We start from the raw sequence: 22,449 nt of genomic DNA on the forward strand, positions 1-22,449 counted from the left end.
CGTTGCTTTTTCCTCATGATAGCAGCTTGGGAACACCGCCGCTGCGGCGAATAGTCCCGGTAACAACTCCGACAACAACGATGCGATCCCACATAGCGAAACGGCCAGGCGATGCCTGGCCGTCATGCCGTGACAAGTCCATGCCGGACTGACGAAATATTACTTCGCCGCCGTCGGAAGCGGAGCCGGGTTTTCCGAGAGGCTGCGCAGATAGGCGATCACGTCGGCGCGCTCGCTGTCCTTCGGGATACCGGCAAAACCCATCGCCGTGCCCGGAACGAAGGCCTTGGGATTGGCGAGGAACTTGTTGAGGTCCTCATAGGTCCAGGTGCCGCCCTTGCCCTTCAAGGCGGCCGAGAAGTTGAACCCGCCGCGTCCCTGGCCCTTCGGCTCGTTCAAGACGCCGTACAAATTGGGGCCGACGCGGTTGGGGCCGCCCTTTTCGAACGTATGGCAGGCAGCGCACTTCTTGGCGGCGGCGGTGCCCTTCTCGACGGACGCGGTCTGCAAGAGCTTCTCGATCGGCTCGGACGGCGCGGCGGCTTCCTTGGCTGCACCGTGAGAGGTGTCTTCCTTCACGGCGATCTCGAAGCCCGGCTTTTCCGGCTTCACGGGTGCAAAAATCGCCTGGGCGGCAAAGCTCGTCACCAGAAGAAGAATGCAGGTGCCAAGGACAGCACCAAGAATTTTGTTGAGTTCGAAGGAGTCCATAACGGGATCAGGCTCCAGGCCGGAAAGGTCGACTGAAGGCCGGCAAAACGGCCGCGGGTGGGCGTGAGGAATCAGCCTTTCGCGCCGCACCCTCAGCAGGGTTGAGATATCGGTTTGCCCGGGCTCTGGCAACCCGTATAAACGCGCCGAATTTCGTCCCATCCCCATCAAAACCAGCTGTCCCGCCGGGCCTTCAGACGATGACCGATTCCCGTATTTTGGTGCTGATTCCCGCCCGGATGGCGGCGACCCGGCTACCGGGCAAGCCGCTGCTGGATATCGCCGGCCTGCCGATGATCGTGCATGTGCTGCGGCGGGCGGAAGAAGCCAAAATCGGCCGGGTTGCGGTTGCGACCGACACCCCGGAGATCGCCGACGCGGTGCGGGCTGCCGGCGGCGAGGCGGTGATGACCGGTGCCTCCCACGCTTCCGGCTCCGACCGCATCCACGAGGCCATGCTGGCGCTCGACCCGGCCGGCAAGGCCGAGATCGTGGTCAATCTGCAGGGCGATTTCCCGACGATCATGCCGGACACCATCCGCGCCGCGCTGCCGCCGCTCGACGACCCCGCGGTCGACATCGCGACGCTGGCCTCGCAGATCCACACCGAGGAGGAAGACCGGGCGCCGAGCGTGGTGAAGGCGGTCGGCTCGCCGATCGGTCCAAACCGGCTGCGTGCGCTCTATTTCACCCGCGCCACCGCGCCTCACGGTGACGGACCGCGCTACCACCATATCGGCCTCTATGCCTACCGCCGCGCCGCGCTGGAGCAGTTCGTGGCGTTGCCCCCCTCCCCGCTGGAGCAGCAGGAAAAGCTCGAACAGCTCCGCGCGCTGGAAGCCGGGATGCGGATCGACATCACCATCGTCGATAGCGTGCCGCGCGGCGTCGATACCCCGGCCGACCTCGAAACCGCCCGCCGCATACTGGCAAATAGCTGATCGGCTGCTAAAAGGCCCGCCAGGAAAGACAACATGACCAAAAAGCTCAAAATCGCATTCCAGGGCGAGCCTGGCGCCAATTCCCATATCGCCATCGTCGAGGCCTATCCGGACGCCGAGCCGTTGCCCTGCGCGACCTTCGAGGACGCGCTGTCGGCGATCGCCTCGGGCGAGGCCGATCTCGGCATGATCCCGATCGAGAATTCGGTGGCGGGGCGCGTCGCCGATATCCATCATTTGCTGCCGGCGTCCGGTCTGTTCATCGTCGGGGAATGGTTCTTGCCGATCCGCCATCAATTGATGGCGCCGAAGGGGGCAAAGCTCGCCGACATCAAGACGGTGGAGAGCCACGTCCATGCGCTCGGCCAGTGCCGCCGCATCATCCGCAAGCTCGGCATCAAGCCGATCGTCGCGGCCGACACCGCCGGCAGCGCGCGCGACGTTTCCGAACGCAAGGACAAAGGCGTGGCCGCGATCGCCTCCCGGCTGGCGGCGCAAATCTACGGCCTCGATATTCTTGCCGAGGACGTCGAGGACGAAGCGCACAACACCACGCGCTTCGTGGTGCTGGCGCGCGAGGCCGACTGGGCGAAGCAAGGCTCGGGCCCGCTGGTCACCACTTTTGTTTTTCGGGTGCGCAACCTGCCCGCCGCGCTCTACAAGGCGCTCGGCGGTTTCGCCACTAACGGCGTCAATATGACCAAGCTGGAAAGCTACATGGTCGACGGCAATTTCTTCGCCACCCAGTTCTATGCCGACGTCGACGGCCATCCCGACGACAAGGGCCTCGCCTTTGCGCTGGAAGAGCTGAAGTTCTTCTCGCGCGAATTCCGCATCGTTGGCGTCTATCCGGCGCATCCGTTCCGGGCCACCTTCAGCGAGAAGCTGGACTGAGGGACGCGCGCACGTCTGCCCGCATCTCCCGGCGCACGATTGCTGACGTGGGCGCGGAGAGCGCAGATTCGTGACGTGCAGCAGCCGGGTGCTTACCAGCGAGCTGCGAGTTGCGCGGCATCAACGGTGCAGCGGATACGGATATTGAAAGCGGTACTCGCCCGGCATTATCAGCCGGCGTACGCCCCCTCTCCGATCACCACCTGCCGTGCCAGCCCCATCCCGGACGCGGCCCCCATCCTGGACGCGGGCCCCATCCTGGGCGCGGGCCCCATACCGGGCGCGGACGCCAAACTGGCGGGCCACCCCAAGCATAGGCGCCGCGCCATCCCGGACGCGGACCCCAGGCGCCCCATCTTGGACCCGGACGCCACCAGCAGCGGCCCCAAGCGTTGCAGACCCAGCGGACCTGCTCGACATCATTGGCTTGGCGTGAAATCTGGTCGGCCTGCGGAAGGCCGTTCGGCATCGCAGCGGAAGCCGAGCCGGCGGTGAGCACAACGCCGCCGAGGGCGGCCAACCCAACAATAGCAGATTTCAGTTCCATGGTTTGTCTCCGTGGTTGGAGACCTCAACAACCTCTTTGACAACGTTTGGTTGCTTCCAAGATCCGAAACCAGCGCAGGGTATGCTCAAAAAAATGAGAGGAGATTCGAAGAAAAGTCATCACGATCTAAAACCGTCATTCCGGGGCGCGCGAAGCGTGCGCAATTGCGCATCGTCGGCGTCTACCCGGCCCGCCCTTTCCGCGAGACGTTCAGCGAGAAGCTGGATTGAGGTAAGTGCGCGGCCCTTTCCACGCGTCGTCCCTGCGAACGCAGGGACCCATACCGCGTGATCTATCGATGAAGCGCGGTGGCTGACGTTCGCTAAAACAATTGCATTCGGTGGCTATAGGTCCCTGCGTTCGCAGAGACGACAGTCTTTACGCGGCAGCCTTCTTGCCCAACCCGAACGCGTCGGCCAACAAACTATACGACTTCTTGCGTGCGTCGTGGTCGTAGACCGCCGTGATGATCATGAGCTCATCCGGCTGGCTGGCCGCGATCATCGGCTGCAGCTTTGTCAGGATGGTCGCCGGGCTGCCGACGAACAGCCGCGAGCGGTTGCGCGCGATCGAGGCGCGCTCGGCATCCGTGTACGGATAAGCCAGCGCTTCCTCGACGCTGGGCAACGGCAGATATTGTCCGCGGTCGCGGCGCAGGCGGTTGAGGTCCATCGAGGTCGCGAGTTGTTCGGCTTCCGCATCGGTCTCGGCGGCGATTGCGGCAACCGCCAGAATGCCGTGCGGGCCCTCCCGCCAACCGGACGGCTTGAAATGGTTGCGGTAGTTCGTCATCGCCGCGATCGCATCGTAGGAAGCAAAATGATGCGCGAACGCGAAGCCCATGCCGACTTGCGCCGCCAATTCCGAACTGTAGTCAGAGGAGCCGAGCAGCCAGATCGGCGGCAGCGGCGTATCGTCCGGCATCGCCACCACGTTGTTGTAGGGATGGCCGGCTGGAAAGCCGCGGGTCTCCCACAACACCAGTTCGCTCAGCCGTTCGAGAAAATCGTCGCCCTCGCGGCGGTCGAGCCGGCTGCGCAGCGCATGGGCGGTGGCGCCATCGGTGCCGGGCGCGCGGCCCAAGCCGAGATCGATGCGGCCGGGAAACAGCGCCTCCAGCATCTTGAAACGCTCGGCCACCACCAGCGGCGCATGGTTGGGCAGCATCACGCCGCCGGAGCCGACGCGGATGTTTTTGGTCACCGCGGCGATCTGCCCGATCATCAAATCAGGCGCGGGGCTCGCCACCGACGCCAGATTGTGGTGCTCGGCGAGCCAGTAGCGGACATAGCCGAGCCCATCGACATGGCGCGCCAGATCAATGCTGTTCTGCAGCGCGGCGGCGGGTCTTGTGCCTGTGGTGACGACGGAGAGGTCGAGGACGGAAAGCGGGATCATGGCGCTAAACTAGTGCGGCAACGGGAGGCGACAAAGGCCTGGCCGGCGCAGGGCAGGCCCGCGCTTGTGGGGATAAAGAGCGCCATATCGCAGCGCTGGGGTGGGACGAAATGTGACAAATTTGATAATTTGTACTGGTGCCCACCACCTAACGCGCCCTCTTCACCAGAAACCCTCCTATTATCCATTGTATTTGCTGCATAATTTACCATGGGCGTCGCCCACTCAGCCCTTCGATAAAGACAGAAAACTCGTCTATTTTTAAGATATTGGGCCACTTCCCATCTCCAATGGGCTGTTTGGCCCGTCCTGTTTCGCTTATTTTAGCGCATCGTCGCTACGGCTGACGTTCGCCCATCGTTTCGGAGCTTTGTGAAGTGCCATGACCGAGGTTACGCCCCCCGCTTTCGACGGCCATCGCGCGCTGCATTCGCCAAAGATCTCCTTTGAGTTCTTTCCGCCCAAGACCGAAGAGATGGAGCGGAGCCTGTGGGAGACCATCAACCGGCTGGCGCCGCTTGCCCCCAATTTCGTCTCGGTGACCTATGGCGCAGGGGGATCGACCCGCGAGCGAACCCATTCGACCATTGCCCGCATTCTGAAAGAGACGCGCCTAACGCCTGCCGCGCACCTGACCTGCGTCGGCGCGCCCAAGGGCGAGATCGACGACGTGGTGGCGCGCTACCACGAGATCGGCGTCCGCCACATCGTAGCGTTGCGCGGCGATCCCACCACCGGCATCGGCACCGCCTATCGCGCGCATCCGGACGGCTACCAGAGTTCGCCTGATCTCATTGCAGGCATCAAGAAGCGTTATCCAGATATCGAAATCTCGGTGTCCGCTTATCCGGAAAAACATCCGGAGAGCCCGACGATCGACGCCGATATCGACACGCTGAAGGCCAAGGTCGACGCTGGCGCGGCGCGAGCCATTACGCAAGTTTTCTTCGATAACGATCTCTACTTCCGCTACCTCGACCGCGTCCGCGCCCGCGGCATCGATATTCCGGTCGTCCCCGGCATCATGCCGATGCACAATTTCAAGCAGGCGCGCAGCTTCGTGACCCGCGCCGGCACGACGGTGCCTGACTGGCTCGCCGACAAGTTCGAAGGCCTCGACGAAGACGCCGAGACGCGCAAGCTCGTCGCCGCCACCGTCGCGGCCGGCCAGGTGCAAAAGCTCGCCAAGCACGGCGTCGATACCTTTCACTTCTACACCATGAACCGCGCGGACCTGGTGTTCGCGATCAGCCATCTGCTGGGCATTCGCCCCAATGGCGCACAGAAAGCCGCCTGATCCGATGACTTCTTCAATTTCGCCCAAGGTTTCGCCGAAGCGAACCGCCCTGCTCGCCGCCGCCCGCGAACGCATCCTGGTGCTCGACGGCGCCATGGGCACCATGATCCAGGGCCTGCAGTTCGACGAAACAGCGTTTCGCGGCGAGCGTTTCAAGGACTTCCATCGCGACGTCAGAGGCAACAACGACTTGCTGATTCTGACGCAGCCAGAGGCGATCGAAGATATCCACGCCGCTTACTTGCGCGCCGGCGCCGACATCGTCGCGACCAACACGTTCTCCTCCACCTCGATCGCGCAGGCCGACTACGACATGTCGGACCTCGCCTATGAGCTGAACCGTGACGGCGCCAAACTCGCCCGCGCCGCCGCCGAGCGCGTCTCGGCCGAGGACGGCAAACCGCGTTTCGTTGCCGGTGCGCTCGGCCCGACCAATCGCACCGCCTCGATCTCGCCCGACGTTTCCAATCCCGGCTATCGCGCCGTCACCTTCGACGATTTGCGCAAGGCTTATGGCGAACAGGTCAACGGCCTGCTCGACGGCGGCGCCGACCTGCTGCTGGTCGAAACCATTTTCGATACGCTCAACGCCAAGGCGGCGCTTTACGCGATTTCGGAAATCACCGAAGAACGCGGCATCGACGTGCCCGTGATGATCTCCGGCACCATTACCGACAAATCAGGCCGCCTACTCTCCGGCCAATTGCCGGAAGCGTTCTGGAATTCGATCCGCCACGCCAAGCCGATCACCGTCGGCTTCAACTGCGCGCTCGGCGCCGAGGACCTGCGCGCTCATATCGCCGATATCGGCCGCGTGGCCGACACGCTGGTCTGCGCCTATCCGAACGCCGGCCTGCCCAACGAATTCGGCCAGTACGACGAGACGCCGGAATATATGGCGCGGCTGATCGGCGAGTTCGCCGAGGCGGGCCTTGTCAACATCGTCGGCGGCTGCTGTGGCACCACGCCGGACCATATCGCCGCAATTGCGGCCGCGGTCGCTCCGCACAAGCCGCGCATCGTCCCCGTGATCGAGCCGCGGCTGCGGCTGTCGGGGCTGGAGCCGTTCGAACTGACGCCGGCGATTCCGTTCGTGAACGTCGGCGAGCGCACCAATGTCACCGGCTCGGCGAAATTCCGCAAGCTGGTCACCGCGGGCGATTACACCGCGGCACTTCAGGTGGCGCGCGACCAGGTCGAGAACGGCGCGCAGATCATCGACGTCAACATGGACGAGGGCCTGCTCGATTCCGAAGCCGCGATGGTGACGTTCCTCAACCTCGTCGCCGCCGAGCCGGACATCGCGCGCGTGCCTGTAATGGTGGACTCCTCGAAATTCCATGTGATCGAGGCCGGCCTGAAATGCGTTCAAGGCAAGCCGGTGGTGAACTCGATCTCGATGAAGGAAGGCGTGGAGAAGTTCATCCACGAAGCCCGCATCGCGCGCCGCCATGGCGCGGCCGTCGTGGTGATGGCGTTCGACGAGATCGGCCAGGCCGACACGTTCGCGCGCAAGACCGAAATCTGCAAGCGCGCCTATGACATCCTGGTCAACGAGGTCGGCTTTGCGCCCGAGGACATCATCTTCGATCCGAATATCTTTGCGATCGCGACGGGCCTCGAAGAGCACAACAATTACGGCGTCGACTTCATCGAGGCAACGCGCTGGATCCGGACGAACCTGCCGGGCGCGCATGTCTCCGGCGGCGTCTCGAACCTGTCGTTTTCGTTCCGCGGCAACGAGCCGGTGCGCGAGGCGATGCATTCGGTGTTTCTCTACCACGCCATCCACGCCGGCATGGACATGGGCATCGTCAATGCCGGGCAGATGATCGTTTATGACGATATCGATCCCGAGCTGCGGCAGGTGTGCGAGGACGTGATCCTCAACCGCGACCCCGGCGCGTCCGAGCGCTTGCTGGCGCTGGCGGAAAAGTTCCGCGGCAAGGAGAAGCAGACAAAAGAGCAGGACCTCGCCTGGCGCGAATGGCCGATCGAAAAGCGGCTGAGCCACGCGCTGGTGCACGGCATCACCGAATTCATCGAAGAAGACACCGAGGCCGCTCGGCTGACGGTCGAACGCCCGCTGAATGTCATCGAGGGGCCGCTGATGGCCGGCATGAACATCGTCGGCGACCTCTTCGGCGACGGCAAAATGTTCCTGCCGCAGGTGGTGAAATCGGCACGCGTGATGAAGCAGGCGGTCGCCTATCTGATGCCGTTCATGGAAGAGGAGAAGGCGCGCAACCTCGCCAATGGCGTCACCGGCGACGGCCGCAACGCTGCCGGCAAGATCGTGCTGGCGACTGTCAAGGGCGACGTCCACGACATCGGCAAGAACATCGTCGGCATCGTGCTGCAATGTAACAATTTCGAGGTGATCGACCTCGGCGTCATGGTGCCCGCGACCAAGATCATCGAGACGGCGAAAGCGGAAGGCGCCGACATCATCGGGCTATCGGGCCTGATCACGCCCTCGCTCGACGAAATGAGCTTTCTGGCCGGCGAGATGGAACGGCAGGGCATGAAGATGCCGCTGTTGATCGGCGGCGCGACGACGAGCCGCGTCCATACCGCGGTCAAGATCGACCCGAACTATAAGGGCGGGCCGGTTGTTCACGTCAATGACGCGAGCCGCGCCGTCGGCGTCGCGTCGTCGCTGCTCTCGCCGGACAAGCGCGAGGCCTATGCCGCCGACATCCGCGCCGAATACGCCAAGATTTCCGCGGCGCATCTGCGCGCGCAGGCCGACAAGAAGCGGCTGAAGCTGGCGGATGCCCGCGCCAATGCGGTCAAGGCCGACTTTGTGAGAACGCCGCCGAAGAAGCCGTCGTTCCTGGGGCTCAAGGGTTTTGACGCCTATGATCTGGCCGAGCTTGCCGAATACATCGACTGGACGCCGTTCTTCCAAACCTGGGAATTGACCGGGCGTTTCCCGGCCATTCTCGACGATCCCAAGATCGGCGAGGTCGCACGCTCGCTCTATGACGACGCACGCAAGATGCTCGATCGCATCATCAAGGAGAAATGGTTCACCGCGCGCGCGACCATAGGCTTCTGGCCGGCCAATACCGAGGGCGACGATATCGCGGTTTATGCCGACGACAGCCGCAAGCAGAAGATCGCGACGTTCCATACGCTGCGCCAGCAGTTGGAGAAGCGCGAAGGCCGCTTCAACGCCGCATTGTCGGATTTCATCGCGCCTGCGTCGTCGGGCGTATCAGACTATATCGGCGGCTTTGTCGTCACGGCAGGAATCGGCGAGGACGCGGTCGCCGACCGCTTCAAGAACGCCAATGACGATTACTCCTCGATCCTGTGCAAGGCGCTGGCCGATCGCCTCGCGGAAGCCTTCGCCGAGCGGATGCATCAGCGCGTCCGCAAGGAGTTCTGGGGTTATGCGCCGGATGAGGCGCTGAGCTCCGACCAGTTGATCCTGGAGCAATACGCCGGCATCCGCCCGGCGCCCGGCTATCCCGCGCAGCCCGACCACACCGAGAAGGCGACGCTGTTCCGCCTGCTGGATGCTCAAAAAACCGCCGGCGTGAAGCTGACCGAGAGCTTTGCGATGTGGCCGGGCTCGTCGGTATCAGGGCTTTACTTCTCCCATCCCGAAAGCTTCTATTTCGGCGTCGGCAAGATCGAGCGAGACCAGGTCGAGGACTATGCCGCGCGCAAGGGCATGAGCGTCGCCGAGACCGAGCGCTGGCTGGCCCCGGTGTTGAACTACATTCCGTCGCAGGAACGGGTGGCGGCGAAAGAGCTACCGCCGATCGCGGCCGTTCCCGCCAACGACGTGACCTCCAAGGATTTGGCCTCGCACCCGCCCGGATGCGCCTGCGCCGTGCATCTTGCCTGGCGCAAGAAGGCCGTGGGCGCGGGCTGAGCTTTCACCCTCCCCTGGAGGGGGAGGGTCGGCTCACATTGAGCAAAGCGAAATGTGAGACGGGGTGGGGTGATCTCTCCGCTCGGGCACTGTTGGACGTGGAGAGACCGTCACCCCACCCCGCCGCTCATTGCATGAGCGTCGACCCACGAGCGAGCTTCGCTCGTCTCGGACCCCTCCAGGGGAGGGTAAGCAAGAGCCGCCGTCACAACAACAACTCGTCATCGCCGGGCTTGACCCGGTGATCCATCTTCACAATCCTCTTGCGAGGTGACGGATGCCCGGATCCCGGCTCCGCCAAGGCTTCGCCGCGGCTTTCCTGTGCTGGCGCGCCGAAGCTTTAGCGGAGGCGGCACGCCCGGGCATGACGCCGGAGAGTGCCCCCATGAAATTCTTCTCCTTCTGGCGATCGCTGGCGAGCTTTCGCGTTCGCATCGCGCTCAATCTGAAAAATGTTCCGGTCGAAGTGATCTTCGTCGACCTCGACGCCAACGCGCATCGCGATCCCGAGTATCGCCGGATCAACCCGCAGATGGCGCTGCCGGCGCTGGTCGAGGACGACGGCACCACGCTGTTCCAGTCGCTCGCCATCCTCGAATATCTCGACGAGAAATATCCCTCTCCGCCGCTGCTGCCCTCCGAGCCCGCTGGCCGCGCCCGCGTCCGCGCGCTGGCGCTGATGGTTGCCTGCGAGGGCCATCCGTTGCTGACGCCGCGGGTGCGGCGCTATCTCGACCACGAGCTGAATCTGCGCGATACGCAGCAGGCGGCGTGGCGGCGGCACTGGATCGCCGAGACGCTGGCAGCGCTGGAGGGGCACCTTGCTGATAACAAGGATACCGAAAAATTCTGTCATGGCGATGCGCCGACAATCGCCGACATCTGCATGGTCGGCCATGTCACCGCTGCCCTGAACCAGCAGGTCAATCTGACGACCTATCCGACCGTGAAGCGCATTTTCGAGACCGCGATGGCGCTGCCGGAATTTGAAAAAGCGCATCCGCTGGCGCAGCCGGACACACCGGAGGCGATGCGGGTGAAGTAGGGTGGGCAAAGGCGCGCTTGCGCCGTGCCCACCATTTATCGGCAGACCATCCTTGATGGTGGGCACGCTGCGCTTTGCCCACCCACCAAAGCCCCTCACCCCTTCGGCGCGGCCAGCGGCTGCTGAAAAAATCGCGAAAACAACCCCATGCAAAGTAGGATTGGGCTGGCTCCGCGGCCGTGGCCGGGCCCCGTCCAGCTCAATCGCCGCTCGGCGGGGCCAGCGGCTGCACGATTTCCTTAAACGGCGGCAGCGCCTCGCAAGTAGCAGAATGCGCTTTCAGCGCCCGATAGCTGGCGTCGAACAGCTCCGGATGCGCCTCGCCGACGAAGCGCAGCACGCAGGCCACCGCGATATCCGCGTGCCCGGCGCGCTCGCCGAACCAATACGGCGTTTTGACCGAGGCGCGCTCATTCTCCAGCACCTCCAGCACGCCCGCGATCTGTGCCTTGCAGCGCTCGACCCAGAGATCGAGCTGCTCCTTGCGCAGCACGCGCTCGTAGAGCAGGCTGACGCCCTTGTCGCCGAGCCCCATCGCCAGCGCGCAGATCCGCCAATGCCGCCAGCGCGCCTCGCCGCCGCGCGCGATCATCGCCTTCTCGGGGCCGACGCGATCGTCGAGATAATCCAGGATCATCGCGCTCTCGATCAGCGCTTCCCCGCTATCCAGCACCAGCGTCGGCACCCGGCGCAGCGGATTATAGGCCGCGATCTTGTCGGCATCACCGAAGGTTGACCACGGCTTGTGCTCGAAGGCGATGCCATACAGCCGCATCGCGATGGCGACGCGGCGGACGAAGGGGGAGTCGAATTGGCCGATCAGGATCATGGTTGTTGTGCTCTCCGCTCGTCATGGCCGGGCTTGCCCCGGCCATCCATCCTCCTTGGAAAGATTCTTCCGAAGAGTGATGGATGCCCCGGGTCAAGCCCGGGCATGACGAGGTTTGCTTTGGGGGTTGCGCTGCACACCATCCTAAGTACGCTGGTCAGTAATGCAACCCACGAGTCATGTCATGCGCCCGCGGCTAGTCCTCCTCGCGTTGTCCGGCCTGATGATTGCCGACGCAGCCCACGCCCAAACCGCCCCCACTGGCTTCCAGTCGCCGTCGAAAAACATCGCCTGCCAGTATTTCGATTACGACAAGCAAAACGTGCTCCGCTGCGACATCAGCGCGATGGACACCAAGCCGCGTCGCCCCGCCGATTGCGAACTCGACTATGGCAACGCCTTCGAGATGAACGCCAAAGGCCCGGCCGCCCGCATCTGCCATGGTGACACCGTGATGGAAAAATCGCTGCCGGTTCTGGGCTATGGCGAGGTGTGGCAGCGCGGCGGGTTCACATGCAAGTCGGAGCAGGCGGGCGTGACGTGCTTCAACACGGACCGACGCGGGTTCGCGCTGGCAAGAGTGAAGCAGGAAATGTTTTGAGGTCACGGAAACATCTGGCGCAATTCGGGCTCCTCAGACATTACGTTACGCTATTCCTCGACAAGGCCGGCCACCCGACTTGACTGCGCCAACAGGACCGCAGCTCGCTCCATATTTGCTCTTGTTACGGATTGTACAATCACCAAGTTCGGCTCAAAAAACGCGCCGTCACGCTGGAGTTCGTCTTCTATCTCCTGGCCAAGGCGCGCAGGGTCGTAGAAGCTCAAGCGGTATCGCTTCCCTGAAATAATGATCCGTGCCTCGGAAAACCAACCTTTCGTCTCGACTTCCCATTCGTAGTCCGCGAAGTCCACCGGTAAATCAAACGAAAAAAGCGACATGGCTCCTCCCTACTACTCAATCACCGGCACATGCTTCGCCACATCGCGCGGCGCGGTGCCGTCAAGGCGGGGATCGTCGCCGCTTACGATCTGCCGGCGAAAAGGGCGAAAGCCGGAACGCTGATAAAACGCGAGCGCACGCGGATGGTCAAAGGTGCAGGTATGCAGCCAGACGCGCTCCACCGGCCGCGACCAAGCCAGCTCCAGCGCGCGGTTCATCAGCCAGCGGCCGGCACCGGTGCCGACCAGTTTTGCGGTGACACCGAACATGGCGATCTCGCAATGGCCGAGGATGCGTAAATCCAGTTCGAGCAACCCCTCGTCGCGGCCGTCATCGATCATCGCGTAGACTTCGAGCTGCGGCGAATGGAGCCGTGCCGCGAGTTCGGCATCGGGCATCTGGTTTCGCGAGAACCACAGCCATTCCTCGCCGACGCGACGATAGAGATCGCGAAACCAATCGAGCGGCGGGATCTCCACCCGACGCAGCGACCATGCGCCCGCGGGATCGGGACGCGGCGCGGGCCGTTCAGTCATCTCCAGATGCGTGACGATAGCGGCGATCTTGCCGGCGGGGATGTCCGAATAGCCGTCAGGCACTGTCAACTGACGTCACTCCCCTTCATCGCTTGCCAGCACGCCCTTCACCGCCCTCGCCCAACCCGCAAGCTTCCGCTCGCGCGTCGCCTTGCTCATCGCTGGTTTGAAGCGGTGTTCGAGCCGCCAGTTGTCGGCGAATCTTGCCGGCTCGGGATAGACGCCGGCGTTCAACCCGGCGAGATACGCAGCGCCTAACGCTGTGGTCTCCTGGATCTTCGGCCGGTCGACCGGTGCATCCAGCAAGTCTGCGAGGCGCTGCATGGTCCAGTCCGACGCCGTCATGCCGCCGTCGACGCGGAGCACGATGTTGGCGACGGTTGCGTCCGGCCAATCGGCGCGCATGGCGGCCCAGAGGTCGAAGGTCTGGTAGCAGACGCTTTCGAGGGCGGCATGGGCGAGTTCGGCCGGACCGGTGTTGCGGGTCAGGCCGAACAGCGCGCCACGTACGCGCGGATTCCAGTACGGCGCGCCGAGGCCAACGAAGGCCGGCACCAGATAGACGCTTTGCATGGAATCGGACTTGTCGGCGAGCGGGCCGGTTTCGGAGGCCTGCTTGATGATGCCGAGGCCGTCGCGCAGCCATTGCACCGCCGAGCCCGCGACGAAGATCGAGCCTTCGAGCGCGTAGGTGCGCTTGCCGTTCAATTGATAGGCGATGGTGGTGAGCAGCTTGTTTTTGGAGGCCACCGGCGTGGCGCCGGTGTTGAGCAGCGCAAAGCAGCCGGTGCCGTAGGTCGACTTGATCATGCCGGGCGTGAAACAGGCCTGGCCGATGGTTGCGGCCTGCTGGTCGCCGGCAATGCCGGATATTGCGATCGGGCCGCCGAACAGGTCGGGCACGGTTTCGCCGAATTTGGCGGAGGAATCCTTGACCTCGGGCAGCATCGAGCGCGGCACGCGCAGGATTTTCAGGAGCTCGTCGTCCCAGTCGCCGGTGTGGATGTTGAACAGCAGCGTGCGCGAGGCGTTGGTGGCGTCGGTGACGTGCACCTTGCCGCCGGTCAGCCGCCACAGCAGATAGCAATCGACGGTGCCGAACATCAGTTCACCGCGGCCGGCGCGTTCGCGCGCGCCCGGGACGTGATCGAGGATCCAGGCAACTTTTGTCCCCGAAAAATAGGGATCGATGATCAGGCCGGTCTTGGCCGAAATCGCGGGCTCGTGGCCTTCGCTCTTCAACCTGGCGCAGATGTCAGCAGTGCGGCGGTCCTGCCAGACGATGGCGCGGTGTACCGCCTGCCCCGTGGCGCGGTCCCACACCACCGTGGTCTCGCGCTGGTTGGTGATGCCGATCGCGGCGATGTCTTTTGCTTTCAGGCCGGCCTTTTCCAGCGCCTCGCGGCAGACCGTCACCGTCGAAGTCCAGATGTCCTCCGGCTCGTGCTCGACCCAGCCCGACGCGGGAAAATGCTGCGGGAATTCCTGCTGCGCCGTGGCGGCGATGGAAATATCGCTGCGGAACACCATGGCGCGCGAGGACGTGGTGCCCTGATCGATGGCCAGCACAAAGGACATGACGTTGCTTCCCCGAAGGATTGTTGGGTGCGGAGAGGCAATCCGATTGGGAAAGGTTCGTCAATATGGGGACGATAGCACTTCACCCTCCCCTGGAGGGGGAGGGTCGACGCTCATGAAATGAGCGGCGGGGTGGGGTGACGGTCTATCCTCTCGATCAGTGCCCGAGTTGAGAGATCACCCCACCCCGTCTCGCATTCCGCTTCGCTCCATACGAGCCGACCCTCCCCCTCCAGGGGAGGGTGAGAGATCACACCGACGCCGTGGTCACACCGCCGTCGACCACGATGGTCTGGCCGGTCATGAAGGTGGAGGCATCGGAGGCCAGATAGGCGACCGCGCCGGCGATCTCATCCGGCTCGCCGATCCGGCGCAGCGGCGTGGTGGCGGTGCGGCGTTTGAGATTTTCGGCGTCTTCCCACAGCGCGCGGGCGAAATCGGTTTTCACGAGGCCCGGCGCCACACAGTTGACGCGAACTCCCTTCGGGCCCCATTCGCCGGCAAGGCTGCGGCAGAGTGCGAAATCCGCCGCTTTCGAAATGCCGTAGGCGCCGATCACGGTGGAGCCGCGCATGCCGCCGATGGACGAGATAATCACCACCGAGCCGTTGCCGCGCTCCGCCATCTGCGGGATCGCCAGCGCGCAGAGCCAGATGTTGCTCTTGACGTTACTGCCCATGATCTTGTCGAAGGCCTCGTCCTTGATATCGAGCAGCGGGCCGTAATAGGGGTTCACCGCGGCGTTGCAGACGAGGATATCGACCTTGCCGTAATGCTTTGTCGTGCCCGATATCAGCGCCTCGACTTCCTCGCGGCGCGAGATGTTGCAGGGAATGACATGGGCGTCGCCGCCGGCCTTTTTGATGCCTTCGGCCACTTCCTGGCAGGCATCCGCCTTGCGGCTGGAGATCACGACCTTGGCCCCGAGTTTTGCCAGCAGTTCGGCGGAGGAGCGGCCGATGCCGCGGCTGGAGCCGGTAACGACGGCGACCTTGCCGGCGAGATCGAACGGGGTGTTTTTCATTGTTGGTTGTTCCCTGAATCTGGCACGTCATTCCGGGATGCGCCGCAAGGCGCAGACCCGGAATCCAGAAGTTGTCGGCGCGAGATTCCGGGTTCGCGCTAATGCGCGCCCCGGAATGACGGAGGGTGTTACACCAACCCACCTTCCGCGACGCGGCGGAGGTGGTAGTCGGTGTCGCCAAACGTATTCTCGATCATGGTCAGGCGCTTGAAGTAGTGGCCGATCTTGGCTTCCTGGGTCATGCCGATGCCGCCGTGGAGCTGGATCGACTGTTGGCCGATGAACTTTCCAGACTTCCCGATCTGCACCTTGGCAGCGGCAACCGCGGTCGCGCGCTCCTTGGCGTTTTCGAAATCGGCCGCCATGGTCGCGAACATCGACATGCTGCGAGCCTGCTCGAGGGCGACGAACATGTCGGCGGCGCGATGCTGCAGGGTCTGGAAGCTGCCGATCGGCACGCCGAACTGTTTTCGCGTCTTGAGATACTCGACGGTCGTCTTCAGCGATTCATCCATCGCGCCAACGGCTTCCGCGCACATCGCGGTGCGGGCTTCATCGACCACGCGCTCGATCAGCGGCAAGCCGTTCTCGGGATCGCCGATCGCGGCGTCGCTGCCAACCTCGACGCCGGTGAAGGTGATGTCGGCGGCATGCAGCCCGTCCTGGGTCGGATAGCCCTTGCGGGTGACACCCTTGGCGTTGGCCGGCACGAGAAACACGCCGATGCCGGTCTTGTCGTGCCGGTTGCCCTTGGTGCGCGCGGTCACGATCAGCGTGTCGGCATTCTCGCCGTTGAGCACGACGAATTTTTCACCGTCGATCACGTAAGCCCCGTCCTTCCTCTTGGCTGTGGTCGAGACGTCGGCGAGATCGTAGCGCGAGTTCTTCTCGAGCTGCGCGAAAGCAAAGGTCTTGCTGCCGTCGATGATGCCGGGGATGTGCGCGGCTTTCTGCTCGGCCGAGCCGCCATGGCGCAGGAAGCCGCCGCCGACCACCACGGTGGCGAGATACGGCTCCAGCACTAGCGCCCTGCCGAGCGCTTCCATCACGATCATGGTTTCGACCGCGCCGGCGCCGAAGCCGCCATCGGCTTCCGCGAACGGCAGGCCCAGCAGGCCCTGCTCGGCGAGCTTGCCCCAGACGGCCTTGCTCCAGCCGCCCTTCTCCTTCTGGTACTTCTTGCGCGCATCGAAATCGTAGGAATCGGTCAGCAGACCGTCGACGCTTTCCTTGAGAAGCCGCTGCTCCTCGGACAAATCAAAATCCATGTTGTTTCTTTCTCCGGCTAACCAAATTCGTCGTCATGCGCGGGCATCCGCGCCCCACCCCCAGTCGTCATCCCCGCGAATGCGGGGATCCAGTATTCACCGGCGTTCTTCGTGAATCACGACCGCCGCGGCGTACTGGGTCCCCGCTTTCGCGGGGACGACGTGCGTTGTTGTGGCGCTATCTTGCCTACAGCCCCAGCACCGCCTTGGTGATGATGTTGCGCTGGATCTCGTTGGAGCCGCCGTAGATCGAGACCTTGCGGTTGTTGAAATAGCTCGGCGCGATCTGGGCGGTCCAGTCCATGGTTTCGTTGGAGGCGTCGTCGCCGTGCTCGTCGTAGGGAGCTGCGAACGGGCCGATCACTTCCATCAGAAGTTCGGTGGTGGTCTGCTGGATTTCCGAGCCCTTGATCTTCAGGACCGAAGACGCCGGGTTGGGCTTGCCCTTGCCGTGTTTGCCTTCGTCCGCGACGACGCGGAGCTGCGTCAGTTCGAGCGCCTTCAACTCGATCTCGCAGGCCGCCAGCTTTTCGCGGAAAGCCTGGTCCTCGATCACGGGCTTGCCGTTCGATTCGACCTTGGAGGCGAGCTCCTTGATGCGGCGCAGCCGCTCCTTGGAGACGCCGACGCGGGCGATGCCGGTGCGCTCATTGCCGAGCAGGAATTTTGCGTAATCCCAGCCCTTGTTCTCCTCGCCGATCAGGTTCTCGACCGGCACCTCGACGTCGTCGAAGAACACTTCGTTGACCTCGTGGCCACCGTCGATGGTCTCGATCGGACGCACGGTGACGCCCTTCGACTTCATGCTGAACACGATGAAGGAGATGCCCATCTGCTTCTTCGCTGACGTGTCGGTGCGGCACAGGCAGAAGATCATGTCGGCGTGCTGGGCCAGCGTGGTCCAGGTCTTCTGGCCGTTGATGATGTACTTGTCGCCCTTGCGCTCGGCCTTGGTCTTCAGCGAGGCGAGGTCAGATCCCGAGCCCGGCTCCGAGAAGCCCTGGCACCACCAGTCATCGACATTGGCGATGCGCGGCAGATAATGCTGCTTCTGCTTCTCGTTGCCGAAAGTGTAGATGACCGGCCCGACCATGCTGACGCCGAAGGCGAGCGGCGCCGGCGCCGGATGCATCTGCAGCTCTTCGTTGAAAATGTACTGCTGCACCGAGCTCCAGCCGGTGCCGCCATATTCCTTCGGCCAGTGCGAGACGCCCCAGCCCTTCTTGTTCAGGATGCGCCACCAGGCGACCATCTCGTCCTTGGAGAGATGACGGCCCTCGACCATCTTGCGCCGCGTTTCCGGCGGTACGTTGTCCCTGAAGAAGGCTCTCACCTCTTCACGAAACGCGATTTCTTCCTTGCTGAAAGCGAGATCCATCGGATCCTCCTGTGAGCGAATTAGACTCTTTGGTAACGCGAACTTTCTGCCTCGTCGTCCCTGCGAACGCAGGGACCCATAACCACCGGTCGTCGTATGACCAAAGCCGTCTCCCCAAGCGCCCCAAGCGAGGCCGCGGCGTATGGGTCCCGGCTCAAGGCCGGGACGACGGCGGAGTTTAGGAACGACCTCCTGATACGGCTTGTTGTTTCGATGGCGCAGCCTGCGACGGCTGCTGCATGCGCAATTCGTGGCGCGACAGTTTGCCGACCGGCGTGCGCGGCAGTTCGCTGACGAAATCGAGCGCGGCGGGAAGTTCGTGCTTGCCGAGCTTGCCGGTGAGGAAGGCGCGCAGTTCATCCAGCGTGAACGGCTTTGCATCTGCGCGCAACTTGATGAACGCCTTTGCCGCCTCGCCGCGGTAGTCGTCCGGGATGCCGATCACGATCACTTCCTGCACGGCAGGATGCGTATAGATCGCCTGCTCGATCATCTGCGGATAGACGTTGAAGCCGCCCGAGATGATCATGTCCTTCTTGCGGTCGACCAGGTAGAAATAGCCATCGGCGTCCATGTAGCCGATATCACCGGTGAGAAAACGGTCGCCAACAAAGGCTTCCGCGGTTTCCTTCGGCCGGTTCCAGTATCCCTTGGTGACGTTCGGACCGCGGATGCGGATTTCGCCGGTTTCGCCCACCGGCATCAATTTGGTCGGATCCTCCAGCGACACCACGTCCATCTCGATGCCGGGCAGCGTCAGGCCGATCGAGCCGGGCTTGTCGGGCCCCTCCTTCGGGTGTGCGGTGCCGGGCGAGCAGGTTTCCGTCATGCCCCAACCGCTCTTCAGCTTCATGCCGACCCTGCGCTCCAGGATCCGTGCGACTTCAACCGGCAGCGGTGCACCGCCCGAACCAACGCTGACCAGCGAAGACAGATCGCGCTTGTCGAGGTCCGGCAGAGCTGCGATCGCGATCCACATGGTCGGCACGCCGGGGAAAACGGTGGCGCGCTTGACCTCGATGTCGCGCATCACGGCCTCGACGTCGAAACGCTGATGCAGCGAGATCAGATTGCCGCGCCGGATCGACGACAGCAGCACCACCGTCAGCGCATAGATATGAAACAGCGGCAGCACGCAAATCATGCGCTCGACCGCGTTGCGCTCGGCGCGCGACGGCTTGCCCCAGACGTCGTAGATCGACACCGCCGAGGTCAGATTGCTGTGGCTGAGCATCGCGCCCTTGGGCAGACCGGTGGTGCCGCCGGTATATTGCAGCAGTGCGACGTCGTCGGCCGAGATCGCGGGCCATTGCGCCGGTTTTGCTGCACCGTCAGTGAATTTCTTGTAGGTGACGATTTTCGGATTATCCGGCAGCGCCGCTTGCGGCGTGCCGACCTTGCCCCAATGATCGTCCTCGCAAACGATCAGGCGATCGAGCAGTCCGTGAGCGAGAAATTTCAGCGCGGTCGGCAATAGCGCCGACAGATTGCTGGTGACCAGCACGCGCGCGCCGGAGTCCGAAAGCTTGTGCGACAGCGCGATCTCGCCGTCGAGCGGCGACAGATGCACGACGCGGGCACCGGCCTTCAGCGCACCGAAGAAATTGATCGGGTGATCCGGCGAATTGCCGAGGAACAGCGCGACCGAACTGTTCTTGCCGTAGCCCGCTCGGAGGAAGGCGCTGGCGGCGGTCTCCACCAACGCTTCGAGTTCGCCGTAGCTGATCGGCCGGTCGCGGAATTCGATGGCCGGCCGCGAGGCGAACTCGGCGGCGGCTGTCGACAATAGCTCCGGCAGCGTACCGCGCGCGATCTGATCGTCCCAGCGGACGCCTTGCGGATAGAACTGCTCGCCGGGATGGGTCATGGATGCCTCGCAACGAGTGAGGCAGGCACGAGCGGATAGGCTCCCTTCCCCCTTGCGGGGAAGGGCTGGGGAAGGGGGTCCACACGGGCGGTCCCGATGCGGCTACCCCCCTCCCTAACCCTCCCCCGCAAGGGGGGAGGGAACGGAGAGGCCGTGCCGAGGATTCCCATCAAGCCGCCTTCGACTGCGCGGCCAGCGACGCAAACGTCTTGCCTTCGGCGGCGAGGCGCTTGAGCAGCGGGGCCGGCTCGAGCGACGGATCGTTGGTCTCCTTCGCATAGTACGACAGCCGGTCGGCAATATGCTTCAGCCCGACCTGATCGGCATAGAACATCGGGCCGCCGCGATAGATCGGCCAGCCATAGCCATAGAGCCAGATCACGTCGATGTCGCTCGGCCGCGCGGCGATGCTTTCCTCCAGGATGCGCGCACCCTCGTTGATCATCGGGTACATCATGCGCTCGAGGATCTCGTCGTCGCTGACGACGCGCTTCTTGCGGCCCAACCGCTGCAGCGTCTCGTCGATCAGCTTCTCGACTTCGGGATCGGGCAGCGGCGCGCGCGAGCCGCCTTCATACTTGTAATAGCCCTTGCCGGTCTTCTGGCCGAAGCGACCCGCCTCGCAGAGCGCGTCGGCGATTTCCGACTTGATGCCGCGGTCTTTTCGCGAACGCCAGCCGATATCGAGGCCGGCAAGATCGCTCATCGCGAACGGGCCCATCGGCATGCCGAACTTCGTCACCACGGCGTCGACCTGCTGCGGCAACGCGCCTTCGAACAAGAGCTTCTCCGACTGCTTGCCGCGCTGGGCCAGCATGCGGTTGCCGACAAAGCCGTCGCAGACGCCGACCACGGCCGGCACCTTTGCGATCTTGCGCGCAATCGACACGGCGGTGGTCAAGGCATCCGGCGCGGTCTTGTCGGCGCGGACGATCTCGCACAGCTTCATCACGTTGGCGGGCGAGAAGAAATGCATGCCGAGCACGTCCTGCGGACGCTTTGTCACCTTCGCGATCTCGTCGATGTTGAGATACGAGGTGTTGGAAGCCAGCACCGTGCCGGGTTTGGCGTATTTGTCGAGCGCCTCGAATACCTCCTTCTTGACCGCCATGGTCTCGAAGACGGCTTCGATCACAAGGTCAGCGTCCTTGACGTGCTCGAGACCGACCTTGCCGTCGATCAAGCCCATGCGCTTGGCCGGCGCATCCGCTGGGATGCCACCGCGCGCCGCGGTCGCCTCGTAGTTCTTCTGCATCACACCCATGCCGCGCTTGAGCTGCTCTTCGCCGGTCTCGATCAGCGTCACCGGGATACCGGCATTGGCAAAGGACATCGCGATGCCGCCGCCCATGGTGCCGGCGCCGATGATGGCGACGCGTTCGACCGGGCGCGGCTTGGTGCCATCAGGCACGCCGGCGATCTTGGCGGCTTCGCGCTCGGCGAAGAAGGCGTAACGCTGCGCCTTGGACTGGTCGCTGGAGACCAACTTGAGGAAACCTTCACGCTCCTTCTTCAACCCTTCGTCGAACGGCAGTTCGATGGCGGCACGCACCGCATCGGCCGCGGCGAACGGCGCTTCCAGCCCGCGCGCCTTCTTGGTCAATGCGGCGACTGCATTGGTAAAGATCGAGATGTCGGCCTTGGCGGCAGCGAGCTTTGAGTCATCGTCGCGCAGTTTGCGCAGCGGGCGCTTCTCCGCCAGCACCTTCAGCGCAAAGGATTCGCCACCCGAAGCGGGGCCTTCGACGATCTCCTCGATCAGGCCGTTCTTGAGCGCGTCGGCCGCGTTGATCGGATCGCCGCTGACGATCATCTTGACCGCCAGTTCGGGGCCGACCGCGCGCGGCAGCCGCTGGGTGCCGCCGGCGCCCGGCAACAGGCCGAGCTTCACCTCGGGCAGGCCGAGGCGAGCGTCCTTGGTGGCGACGCGATAGTGGCATGCCAGCGCGACTTCGAGACCGCCGCCGAGCGCCGTGCCGTGAATGGCAGCAATGATCGGCTTCGGCGACTTCTCCATGAGGTCAAGCACCTCGGCGAGGCCCGGCGGCTTCGGCGGCTTGCCGAACTCGGTGATGTCGGCGCCGGCGATGAAGGTGCGGCCGGCGCAGGTCAGCACGATCGCCTTCACTTCCGAATCCGCGATCGCGCTCTTCATGCATTCGAAGATGCCGCCGCGTACCGCGGCACTCAGCGCATTGACGGGAGGACTGTTGACCGTGACGATGGCGATGACGTCATGACGCTCGAGTTTTACCACTTCGCTCACGGGACTCTCCCTGGATCGTTTGTTCTTGGATGCCGCTCAAC

The 22,449-nt window shown here is 63.7% G+C and carries 17 protein-coding genes; 6 read left to right on the plus strand and 11 right to left on the minus strand.

Annotated features, from left to right (window positions below; genetic code table 11):
• Window positions 1-159 precede the first annotated feature (159 nt).
• Window positions 160-711, minus strand: a complete 552-nt coding sequence (locus V1277_RS10935; protein WP_334416149.1) for a c-type cytochrome — start codon at window positions 709-711, stop codon at window positions 160-162.
• Between the two features lie 200 nt (window positions 712-911).
• Here V1277_RS10935 and V1277_RS10940 point away from each other — a divergent pair, with 200 nt between their 5' ends.
• Together V1277_RS10940 and V1277_RS10945 are read left to right on the plus strand one after the other, a co-directional pair.
• Window positions 912-1,652 (plus strand): 3-deoxy-manno-octulosonate cytidylyltransferase, encoded by a 741-nt coding sequence (locus tag V1277_RS10940; protein ID WP_334416150.1) that lies wholly within the window; start codon window positions 912-914, stop codon window positions 1,650-1,652.
• A gap of 33 nt (window positions 1,653-1,685) precedes the next feature.
• Window positions 1,686-2,546 (plus strand): prephenate dehydratase, encoded by an 861-nt coding sequence (locus V1277_RS10945; RefSeq protein WP_334416151.1) that lies wholly within the window; start codon window positions 1,686-1,688, stop codon window positions 2,544-2,546.
• 925 nt (window positions 2,547-3,471) lie between these two features.
• Here V1277_RS10945 and V1277_RS10950 read toward each other — a convergent pair.
• On the minus strand, window positions 3,472-4,491 hold the full coding sequence (locus V1277_RS10950) for an LLM class flavin-dependent oxidoreductase (protein ID WP_334416152.1): 1,020 nt from the start codon (window positions 4,489-4,491) through the stop codon (window positions 3,472-3,474).
• Between the two features lie 382 nt (window positions 4,492-4,873).
• On the opposite strand from V1277_RS10950, the gene metF reads away from it, so the two are divergent.
• The 3 genes from metF to maiA all read left to right on the plus strand — a co-directional run bounded on the left by metF (window position 4,874) and on the right by maiA (window position 10,719).
• On the plus strand, window positions 4,874-5,788 hold the full coding sequence (gene metF / locus V1277_RS10955; RefSeq protein WP_334416153.1) for a methylenetetrahydrofolate reductase [NAD(P)H]: 915 nt from the start codon (window positions 4,874-4,876) through the stop codon (window positions 5,786-5,788).
• A 4-nt stretch (window positions 5,789-5,792) separates the two neighbouring features.
• Window positions 5,793-9,674 (plus strand): methionine synthase, encoded by a 3,882-nt coding sequence (metH, locus tag V1277_RS10960; protein WP_442894470.1) that lies wholly within the window; start codon window positions 5,793-5,795, stop codon window positions 9,672-9,674.
• 385 nt (window positions 9,675-10,059) lie between these two features.
• Window positions 10,060-10,719 (plus strand): maleylacetoacetate isomerase, encoded by a 660-nt coding sequence (gene maiA / locus V1277_RS10965; RefSeq protein ID WP_334416154.1) that lies wholly within the window; start codon window positions 10,060-10,062, stop codon window positions 10,717-10,719.
• Between the two features lie 199 nt (window positions 10,720-10,918).
• Here the strand turns inward: maiA and V1277_RS10970 are convergent, their stop codons facing one another.
• Complete coding sequence (locus V1277_RS10970) at window positions 10,919-11,548, minus strand: glutathione S-transferase family protein (protein ID WP_334416155.1); 630 nt, start codon at window positions 11,546-11,548, stop codon at window positions 10,919-10,921.
• A gap of 211 nt (window positions 11,549-11,759) precedes the next feature.
• Here V1277_RS10970 and V1277_RS10975 point away from each other — a divergent pair, with 211 nt between their 5' ends.
• Window positions 11,760-12,149 carry a DUF6636 domain-containing protein gene (locus V1277_RS10975; RefSeq protein WP_334416156.1) on the plus strand — a complete coding sequence of 130 codons (390 nt, stop codon included), beginning with the start codon at window positions 11,760-11,762 and terminating at the stop codon, window positions 12,147-12,149.
• A gap of 50 nt (window positions 12,150-12,199) precedes the next feature.
• On the opposite strand, the gene V1277_RS10980 is transcribed toward V1277_RS10975, so the two are convergent.
• The 8 genes from V1277_RS10980 to V1277_RS11015 all read right to left on the minus strand — a co-directional run bounded on the left by V1277_RS10980 (window position 12,200) and on the right by V1277_RS11015 (window position 22,408).
• Complete coding sequence (locus V1277_RS10980) at window positions 12,200-12,490, minus strand: hypothetical protein (RefSeq protein ID WP_334416157.1); 291 nt, start codon at window positions 12,488-12,490, stop codon at window positions 12,200-12,202.
• Window positions 12,491-12,502: 12 nt separating this feature from the next.
• Window positions 12,503-13,096 carry a GNAT family N-acetyltransferase gene (locus V1277_RS10985; protein ID WP_334416158.1) on the minus strand — a complete coding sequence of 198 codons (594 nt, stop codon included), beginning with the start codon at window positions 13,094-13,096 and terminating at the stop codon, window positions 12,503-12,505.
• A 6-nt stretch (window positions 13,097-13,102) separates the two neighbouring features.
• The gene (glpK, locus tag V1277_RS10990) at window positions 13,103-14,605 is read right to left on the minus strand and encodes a glycerol kinase GlpK (RefSeq protein WP_334416160.1); all 1,503 of its coding nucleotides are present in this window, start codon (window positions 14,603-14,605) and stop codon (window positions 13,103-13,105) included.
• A 250-nt stretch (window positions 14,606-14,855) separates the two neighbouring features.
• A complete protein-coding gene (locus V1277_RS10995) occupies window positions 14,856-15,629 on the minus strand; it encodes an SDR family NAD(P)-dependent oxidoreductase (RefSeq protein ID WP_334416161.1) in 774 nt (257 codons plus the stop codon).
• Between the two features lie 128 nt (window positions 15,630-15,757).
• Window positions 15,758-16,897: a pimeloyl-CoA dehydrogenase small subunit gene (gene pimD, locus V1277_RS11000; protein ID WP_334416162.1), complete on the minus strand. Its 1,140-nt coding sequence runs from the start codon at window positions 16,895-16,897 to the stop codon at window positions 15,758-15,760.
• A gap of 187 nt (window positions 16,898-17,084) precedes the next feature.
• On the minus strand, window positions 17,085-18,275 hold the full coding sequence (gene pimC / locus V1277_RS11005) for a pimeloyl-CoA dehydrogenase large subunit (protein ID WP_334416163.1): 1,191 nt from the start codon (window positions 18,273-18,275) through the stop codon (window positions 17,085-17,087).
• A 178-nt stretch (window positions 18,276-18,453) separates the two neighbouring features.
• Window positions 18,454-20,142, minus strand: a complete 1,689-nt coding sequence (gene pimA / locus V1277_RS11010; protein WP_334416165.1) for a dicarboxylate--CoA ligase PimA — start codon at window positions 20,140-20,142, stop codon at window positions 18,454-18,456.
• A gap of 169 nt (window positions 20,143-20,311) precedes the next feature.
• Complete coding sequence (locus V1277_RS11015; protein WP_334416166.1) at window positions 20,312-22,408, minus strand: 3-hydroxyacyl-CoA dehydrogenase NAD-binding domain-containing protein; 2,097 nt, start codon at window positions 22,406-22,408, stop codon at window positions 20,312-20,314.
• Window positions 22,409-22,449 lie beyond the last annotated feature (41 nt).

The sequence above is a fragment of the Bradyrhizobium sp. AZCC 1588 genome, from assembly GCF_036924735.1.
Taxonomy (GTDB): domain Bacteria; phylum Pseudomonadota; class Alphaproteobacteria; order Rhizobiales; family Xanthobacteraceae; genus Bradyrhizobium.

What these genes read in the sequence shown, in the direction of transcription:
- V1277_RS10995 (WP_334416161.1), bottom strand. Translation starts at nt 15,629, where the DNA reads ATGAAAAACACCCCGTTCGATCTCGCCGGCAAGGTCGCCGTCGTTACC.
- V1277_RS10950 (WP_334416152.1), bottom strand. Translation starts at nt 4,491, where the DNA reads ATGATCCCGCTTTCCGTCCTCGACCTCTCCGTCGTCACCACAGGCACA.
- V1277_RS10945 (WP_334416151.1), top strand. Translation starts at nt 1,686, where the DNA reads ATGACCAAAAAGCTCAAAATCGCATTCCAGGGCGAGCCTGGCGCCAAT.
- metF (WP_334416153.1), top strand. Translation starts at nt 4,874, where the DNA reads ATGACCGAGGTTACGCCCCCCGCTTTCGACGGCCATCGCGCGCTGCAT.
- pimD (WP_334416162.1), bottom strand. Translation starts at nt 16,897, where the DNA reads ATGGATTTTGATTTGTCCGAGGAGCAGCGGCTTCTCAAGGAAAGCGTC.
- V1277_RS10940 (WP_334416150.1), top strand. Translation starts at nt 912, where the DNA reads ATGACCGATTCCCGTATTTTGGTGCTGATTCCCGCCCGGATGGCGGCG.
- V1277_RS10970 (WP_334416155.1), bottom strand. Translation starts at nt 11,548, where the DNA reads ATGATCCTGATCGGCCAATTCGACTCCCCCTTCGTCCGCCGCGTCGCC.
- glpK (WP_334416160.1), bottom strand. Translation starts at nt 14,605, where the DNA reads ATGTCCTTTGTGCTGGCCATCGATCAGGGCACCACGTCCTCGCGCGCC.
- pimA (WP_334416165.1), bottom strand. Translation starts at nt 20,142, where the DNA reads ATGACCCATCCCGGCGAGCAGTTCTATCCGCAAGGCGTCCGCTGGGAC.
- V1277_RS10980 (WP_334416157.1), bottom strand. Translation starts at nt 12,490, where the DNA reads ATGTCGCTTTTTTCGTTTGATTTACCGGTGGACTTCGCGGACTACGAA.
- pimC (WP_334416163.1), bottom strand. Translation starts at nt 18,275, where the DNA reads ATGGATCTCGCTTTCAGCAAGGAAGAAATCGCGTTTCGTGAAGAGGTG.
- V1277_RS10935 (WP_334416149.1), bottom strand. Translation starts at nt 711, where the DNA reads ATGGACTCCTTCGAACTCAACAAAATTCTTGGTGCTGTCCTTGGCACC.
- maiA (WP_334416154.1), top strand. Translation starts at nt 10,060, where the DNA reads ATGAAATTCTTCTCCTTCTGGCGATCGCTGGCGAGCTTTCGCGTTCGC.
- metH (WP_442894470.1), top strand. Translation starts at nt 5,793, where the DNA reads ATGACTTCTTCAATTTCGCCCAAGGTTTCGCCGAAGCGAACCGCCCTG.